The 7278-nt window shown below is 68.7% G+C and carries 6 protein-coding genes; 2 read left to right on the top strand and 4 right to left on the bottom strand.

From position 1 onward, the window contains the following. From ACR2JA_RS01395 to glmS, 3 genes are all read right to left on the bottom strand, one after another. Positions 1-1816: PAS domain-containing protein (locus ACR2JA_RS01395; protein ID WP_434007356.1), on the bottom strand; the 1816-nt coding region annotated here is incomplete at its 3' end. Continuing rightward, on the bottom strand, positions 1813-2880 hold the full coding sequence (locus ACR2JA_RS01400; RefSeq protein WP_434007357.1) for an ABC transporter substrate-binding protein: 1068 nt from the start codon (positions 2878-2880) through the stop codon (positions 1813-1815). The genes ACR2JA_RS01400 and ACR2JA_RS01395, both read right to left, overlap by 4 nt. A gap of 147 nt (positions 2881-3027) precedes the next feature. Then, positions 3028-4890 carry a glutamine--fructose-6-phosphate transaminase (isomerizing) gene (gene glmS / locus ACR2JA_RS01405; protein ID WP_434007358.1) on the bottom strand — a complete coding sequence of 621 codons (1863 nt, stop codon included), beginning with the start codon at positions 4888-4890 and terminating at the stop codon, positions 3028-3030. Between the two features lie 126 nt (positions 4891-5016). On the opposite strand from glmS, the gene ACR2JA_RS01410 reads away from it, so the two are divergent. Together ACR2JA_RS01410 and ACR2JA_RS01415 are read left to right on the top strand one after the other, a co-directional pair. Continuing rightward, positions 5017-5544 (top strand): Lrp/AsnC family transcriptional regulator, encoded by a 528-nt coding sequence (locus ACR2JA_RS01410; RefSeq protein ID WP_434007359.1) that lies wholly within the window; start codon positions 5017-5019, stop codon positions 5542-5544. Between the two features lie 67 nt (positions 5545-5611). After that, positions 5612-6307, top strand: coding sequence for a DUF2726 domain-containing protein (locus ACR2JA_RS01415; RefSeq protein ID WP_434007360.1), 696 nt, complete (start codon positions 5612-5614; stop codon positions 6305-6307). 40 nt (positions 6308-6347) lie between these two features. On the opposite strand, the gene glmU is transcribed toward ACR2JA_RS01415, so the two are convergent. Then, positions 6348-7278 (bottom strand): bifunctional UDP-N-acetylglucosamine diphosphorylase/glucosamine-1-phosphate N-acetyltransferase GlmU (gene glmU / locus ACR2JA_RS01420; RefSeq protein WP_434007361.1); only part of this gene is annotated, 931 nt, incomplete at its 5' end.

Consider the following 7278-nt stretch of genomic DNA (forward strand, 5'->3'; position numbering starts at 1 on the left):
TGACGTGCAGGTGCTTGATGCGCCCGTCGGTCATGCGCAGGCGGTAGTGGATGTCGTAGGGCTGACCCGCCTGCTGGCATTCGCCATAGACGCGCCCCACCCGCTCCACATCGTCCGGGTGCAGCAGGCCGAGGATGAATTCCAGCGTCAGCGGTGGGCCGTCTTCGCTGGTCTCGTGGATGGCATGCGCCTGCGGCGACCAGCTGAAAGTGCCGCTGGCCAGGTCCTGCATCCAGCTGCCCATGCGGCCGATCTGCTGCGACTTGAGCAGCAGCAGCTGGCTGCGCTGCAGGGCTTCCTCCGCCGCCTTGCGTTCCGTCACGTCCTGGATGGTGGCAAACAGCTGCTGCACGCGCCCGGTCTCGTCGCGCACCGCTCGCACGTCGATCTCGGTGTGCACGATCTGTCCGTCCTGGCGCAGGAAGCGCTTGGCCATGCGGTAACCGTTGCGCTGGCCGGCGATCAGTTCCTCGAACAGCGTGACATTGCGCTCCAGATCGCCCGGCGGCGTCATCTCGGCCCAGGTCATGCGCAGCAAGGCTTCGCGCGGGTAGCCCAGGATCTCGCACAGCCGGTCGTTGACCTGCAGCCAGCGCTTGTCGGTTGGCGACGAGATCGCCATACCCAGGAACGGCAGCTCGTAGAACATGCGCAGCAGCTCGGCCTGCTGGCGCTGGGCCTGCTCGGCCTCGCGCTGCGCGCTCACATCCAGCAGCACGCCGCTGATGTTCACCACCTGCCCGGCAGCGTCACGCCCAAGTGTGGTGCGGTCGTCCACCCAGGCCCAGCGGCCATCGGCGCAGCGGATGCGGTAGGTCTGCCGGTACTCGTCCGGCCCGTGCGCGAAGTAGTGCGCCACCTCGTCGTGGATGCGCTGGCTGTCGTCGGGGTGCAGCAGGTCGCTGTACTGCAGGCGGCCCTGCAGCAGCTGTTCGGGCTCGTAGCCCCACTGGCGCACCGATTCGCTGACCTGCACCACCGGCCAGCCCGGCTGGTTGCGCCACTCGATCACCACCGCCGGCGAACGGTTGACCAGGTCGTTCATGTGGCGCAGGCGGTCCTGTTCCTGACACAGTTGATCCGCCATGCGGTCGGCCGCGGCGCCGATGTCGGCCAACTCGTCGCGCCCCTGCAGGCCGGTGCGCGTGTTCAGGTCGCCCGCCCCCATGGCGCCCAGCGCGCGCGACAGGCGCTGCGCACGGCGGAACCACAGCAGGTGCAGCAGCAGCGCCAGCCCCGCCACGGCCAGCAGCACCAGCACGGCTTCACGCGCCAGCTCGTCCTGCACCGCCGCGCGGCGCACGGCCACGGCGCGCGTGTTGTCCACCCACACCAGCAGGCGGTGCCCGCCCTGCAGCGGCATGTCACCGCTCAGGGCCAGGCCGTCGGTCTGGGCGGTCACCACGATGGCGCGCGGCGCGGGCGCGGTCTGCAGCCCCGTCAGCGCCAGCGGCACGCCGGCACGCGCCAGCACGCCGGTGACGGGCATGCCCACATCCAGGCGCGACAGCGAGGCCCGAACCTTGCCCAGCGGATCGATGAGGTACGCCCGTTCCAGCCCCTGGTGCAGCGCCAGCGCGCCCACCAGGCGGCGCAGCACCAGCGTGTCGTCCAGTCCCATGCGCTGGTCCAGCTGGCTCTGGTCGATGCTCAGGCGCTCGCGCAGGCGCGAAGACTCTTGCTGCACCACGTCGGCTTCGATGGTGCCCATGTGGTGCTGGTAGCGCAGCGAAATGGTCAGCAACGCGAACACGAACAGCAGCAAGGGCAGCAGGTGCCGCCCGGCCAGGCGCAAGAACCAGGGTCCGGCGCTCATGCACCCGCTCCCGGTGTCTGCCGCACACGCTCGGCCGGTTCGGGGGCGAGCAAGCGCCCCCAGTCGGGCGTTTCGTGGATCAGCCCCATCGTCTGCAGCGTGATGGCCAGCCCCTGGGACGCCTGCCCCAGCGCCTTGGGCTGACCCGACAGCCAGGCCAGGGACTGCTCGGCGTTGTAGAAATCCAGGCCCTTGAACGAGGCCAGGTACTGCTCGGGCGTGAGGTCTGCGCCGGGGGCCAGCACAGCGGCGCTGGCCTCGGGCGCCTGCTGCACCGCGGCCAGCCCGCGCTGCCAGCCCGCCACCAGCGCCTGCACCTGTTCGGGCCGGGTCTGCAGCGCATCGGCGTGCACCAGCAGCACGTCCACGATGTCGCCCGGCGTCTGCCGGCTGTCGAAAATGGGCACCAACCCCGCCTCGCGCAGGGCGCCGGCCAGCGGCTCGTACGACACCGACACCTGGGCCCGGTCGGCGCGCAGCAGCGCCAGGTGCTCCGTCGCCTCCACGTTCAACACCTTCACGTCATCAGGCTGCAGGCCCGCGGCCTGCAGCAGGCGTTGCAGCATCAGGGCCCCCACCGTGGTGGCCTCCACCGCCACGGTGCGCCCCCGCAGGCCGGCCAGGTTGCGCACCTCGGGCAGCGCCATCACCACGTCGGCCCCGGCCGAGGCGCTGAGCACCGCCACCACCCGCGGGTCAAAGCCCTCGTCGGCCAGGCGCAGCGCCTCGTCCAGCGTCAGCGCGGCGGCGTCGAGCAGTCGGTTGCGGAAGTGGCGCAGGGTTTCGGAACTCGAGGACAACTCGATCACCTTGACCGCCCGCGGGTCGATCAGGCCGCGTTCGCGCGCCAGCACCAGCGGGTCGTAGCCCACCCAGGCGTTCAGGCCCAGCATCAGCGGCGCGGCAGGAACGGGCTGACAGCCCGCCAGCCAGGGCGCTACCCCGCCCCCCAGCAGGAGCAGGCCCCCGGCCTGGAGCCAGCGGCGGCGCGTGCCCGGCGTCGCAAGACGGTCAGGTGAGCCCGCTTCCTGCCCCGCGCGCCCCTGCCCGGTGTGGTTTCGCATTCAGATGCACCTGTTGGCGATGATGTTGTTGTTTCATTCTGTCACCAACCACCACCTGCCCCGCGCAACATCCCGGCGTATTTGTCGCGCCCGGCCGCAGGGCCGCCGACCCTGCGGATCTTCCTGAATACGAAAGACCTCAGGCCGTCATTCCACCGTCACCGATTTCGCCAGGTTGCGGGGCTTGTCCACATCGGTACCCTTGGCCAGCGCGGTGTGGTACGCCAGCAACTGCAAGGGCACCACGTGCAGGATGGGCGAGAGCGCGCCGTAGTGCTCGGGCATACGGATGACGTGGATGCCCTCGCCGCTGCTGATGCGGGTGTCGGCGTCGGCCAGCACATAGAGCACGCCGCCACGGGCGCGCACTTCCTGCATGTTGCTCTTGAGCTTTTCCAGCAACGCGTCGTTGGGTGCCACCGTCACCACCGGCATGGCACTGGTGACCAGGGCCAGCGGGCCGTGCTTGAGTTCACCGGCCGGGTAGGCCTCGGCGTGGATGTAGCTGATCTCCTTGAGCTTCAAGGCGCCTTCGAGTGCGATCGGGTAATGCAGGCCGCGCCCGAGGAACAGCGCGTTGTCCATTCGGGCAAAGTCCTCGGCCCAGCTGATGACCTGGGGTTCGAGCGCCAGCACCGCCTGCAGCGCCACCGGCAGGTGGCGCATGGCCTTGAGGTGCGCCGCTTCCTGCTCATCGGAGAGCTTGCCGCGCACCTGGGCCAGTGCCAGCGTCAGCAGGAACAGGCCGGCCAGCTGGGTGGTGAAGGCCTTGGTGGAAGCGACACCGATCTCGACCCCGGCGCGGGTGATGTAGGCCAGTTTGCACTCGCGCACCATGGCGCTGGTGGCCACGTTGCAGATGGTCAGCGTGTGCGTCATGCCCAGGCTCTGCGCGTGGCGCAGCGCGGCCAGGGTGTCGGCGGTCTCGCCGCTCTGGGTGATGGTGACGATCAGCGTGCGCGGGTCGGGCACGCTGGTGCGGTAGCGGTATTCGCTGGCCACTTCCACCTGGGTCGGGATGCCGGCGATCTCTTCCAGCCAGTACTTGGCGGCACAGCCGCTGTAGTAGCTGGTGCCACAGGCCAGGATGAGCACGCGGTCGATCTGCTTGAAGATGCTGTACGCACCGTCGCCGAACAGCTCGGGCGTGATGCCATTCACGCCTTCGAGCGTGTCGCCGATGGCGCGCGGCTGCTCGAAGATTTCTTTCTGCATGTAGTGGCGGTAAGGGCCCAGCTCGGCCGCACCGCTGTGGGCGTGCACGGTCTTGACCGGGCGCTGTACCGGCTCGTAGGCACGGCCCTGACCATCGGCCACCCAATAGCGGCCCAGCTGCAGGTCCACCAGGTCGCCCTCTTCCAGGTAGACGATCTGGTCGGTCACACCGGCCAGGGCCATGGCGTCGCTGGCCAGGAAGTGTTCCTTGCCACCGTCACCCACCCCCAGCACCAGCGGTGAACCGGCGCGCGCGCCGACCACGCGGTGCGGCTCGTCCTTGTGGAACACGGCCAGCGCATAGGCGCCGTGCAGCTGGGCCACAGCGGCCTGCAGGGCCGCGAAGATGTCGCCCTCGTACAGCGAATCGACCAGATGAGCGATGACCTCGGTGTCGGTCTGGCTCTCGAACACGTAGCCCTTGGCCTGCAGGGCCGCGCGCAGTTCGTCGTGGTTTTCAATGATGCCGTTGTGCACCAGCGCCACCCGGCCGGCGGTGCCGTTGGTGGAACTGTTGGCCGGGCCGTGACTGAAGTGCGGGTGCGCGTTGTGCACCGCCGGTGCGCCGTGCGTGGCCCAGCGGGTGTGGGCGATGCCGGTGCCGCTGGCGATCTGTTCGGTTTTCACCTGATCGGCCAGTTCGGCCACGCGGGCGGTGCTGCGCGCGCGCTTGAGGCCACCCTGGTGCACCGCCACGCCGCACGAGTCGTAGCCGCGGTATTCCAGCCGCAACAAGCCCTGCACCAACACCGGCACGATGTCGCGCCCCGAAACCCCTGCCACGATGCCGCACATACCTGTTCACTCCGCTGGGTGGAAAGGCTGTGATGCTACCCAGCCCATGCTGCAATGAATGATCATATTTCACGCTTTCGCGAACAAATCGTTCACCGCCCCGTTTGATCGGACTAATATTTCACAATGAACGAAAAACCGGAATTTTTCAACCTGGATGAGGCTGACCTTCGTCTGCTGGCGCTGCTGCAGGAAGACGCCTCTCAAAGCAACCAGCGCCTGGCCGAGCGCGCCCATGTGTCGCCCCCCACCAGCCTGCGCCGCGTCAAGCGCCTGCGCGAGGCGGGCCTGATCGAGCGCGAAGTCGCCCTGCTCAACCCCGACAAACTCGCGCAAGTGACCGGCCATGGCCTCACGGCGCTGCTGGAGATCACGCTGGAGCGACAAGCGGCCGAGCACCTGGATGCTTTCGAGGCCCGCGCTGTGGCCGACACCGCGGTGCAGCAGTGTTACCGCGTCAGCCCCGGGCCCGACTTCATGCTGGTGGTGCACACCACCGACATGCCCGCCTACCGGGACCTGGCCCAGCGCCTGTTCACCAGCGATGCCAATGTGCGCAACGTCAAGGCGTTTTTCAGCGTCAAACGCGCCAAGTTCGACCCGCGCTTGCCCCTCCCCACAACGGGGGATATCGGTAGTAACAAAGCGTTATAGCTTCGCAAAAGACGTGACACCTTCCTAGAATCGCGCTAACAAAAATTCAAGCCAGCTGGAGGACAGGATGTTGCCTTTGTGGATCACGTTGGGGGTGGCGTTCGCCCTGGCCGGCCTGGGGGTCTGGGCCTACCTGCGCTACGGCCGCAAGGCATCGGGCCGCGACGACCGTTACACCCCCGAACGCATCCTCACCACCGAGCAGGTGCAGATGCTCGACTACTTGCGCGACACCTTTCCCGACCAGGTCGTGCTGCCCAACATGCAGCTCAAGGACATGCTGTCGGTGCGGCGTTCGTCCGACCCGCAGCGCGCCAAAGAACGCCTGCGCCACCAGCGCGTGGATTTCGTGGTCTGTGGCGTCGATGGCCGGCCGGTGTTCGCCTTCGACATCGAGCAGTACCACCTGAGCGACGCCAAGGCCAAGGCACACCAGGTCAAGCTGAAGAACCGCATCCTCAAGACGGCCGGCGTGCGCTTTCTGTTCCTCAAAGACGGCATCCACCGCATGCCGTCGCCGGCGGACTTTCGCCAGCAGCTGAACCTGGCCGCGCTGCCGCGCCCCCCATCCAAAAACGAGCAGGCCGAGAGCGTGCGCCAGCAACTCGAGTCCAAGCTCTCCGAATTCGATCCGCTCTACCCGACCACGGGCTTTCGCGACACCGACGTCATGGGCATGAGCAGCCTGATGGGCCTGGAAGACGAAGCAGCCGAGCGCACCGCACGCCAGCGCCCGCCGTCGGCACGCCCCCGCGTGCACTAGGGTCTGTCCCGCGGCGAGAGCCCGCCGCGGTCGTTGCACATCAGCCCTTTTTCTTGACTGGCCGCTGCCAGTTGGCGATGCTGACCTGCTTGCCGCGCGCCACGCTCAGCGCGCCGGGCTCGGTGCTCTTGGTGATGGTCGAGCCACCGCCCACGGTGCCCCCCGCGCCGATGGTGACCGGCGCCACCAGCACGCAGTTGCTGCCCACGTGCACGTCGGCCTCGATCACGGTGCGGTGCTTGTTGGCACCGTCGTAGTTGGCGGTGATGCTGCCGGCGCCGTAGTTCACCCGCTCGCCCACCGTGGCGTCGCCCAGGTAGGCCAGGTGGTTGGCTTTGGCGCCGCGCGCCAGCGTCGAGTTCTTGACCTCGACGAAGTTGCCGATGTGCACCTCGGGGCCCAGCTCGGCGCCGGGCCGCAGCCGGGCGTAGGGCCCGACCAGCGCGCCGGCGCCCACCGAGGCGCCCTCGATGTGGGTGAACGGGTGGATCACCGCGCCGGCGCCGATCTGCGCGTCGCGGATCACGCAGTGCGCGCCGATGCGCACGTCGTCGCCCAGCGTCACCGCGCCCTCGAAGACACAGCCGACGTCGATCTCGACGTCCTGGCCGGTGGTCAGCGTGCCGCGCAGGTCAAAGCGGGTCGGATCGGCCAGGCGCACGCCGGCCTCCATCAGCGCCTCGGCCTGGCGGCGCTGGAAACGGCGCTCCAGCTCGGCCAGCTGCAGCGGGCTGTTGACGCCCAGCACCTCGGTCTCGTCGGCGGCGCACGCCGTGCGCACTTCGGCGCCGCCGGCCACCGCGTGCGCGACGACGTCGGTCAGGTAGTACTCGCCCTGGGCGTTGTCGTTCGACAGCGCCGCCACCCAGCGCCTGAGCGCCGCGGTGGGCGCGGCCATCATGCCGGTGTAGACCTCGCTGATGCGGCGCTGCGCCGGCGTCGCGTCCTTGTGCTCGACGATGCCGAGCACG

It is taken from the genome of Hydrogenophaga sp. (genome assembly GCF_051007235.1).
Lineage (GTDB): Bacteria > Pseudomonadota > Gammaproteobacteria > Burkholderiales > Burkholderiaceae_C > Hydrogenophaga.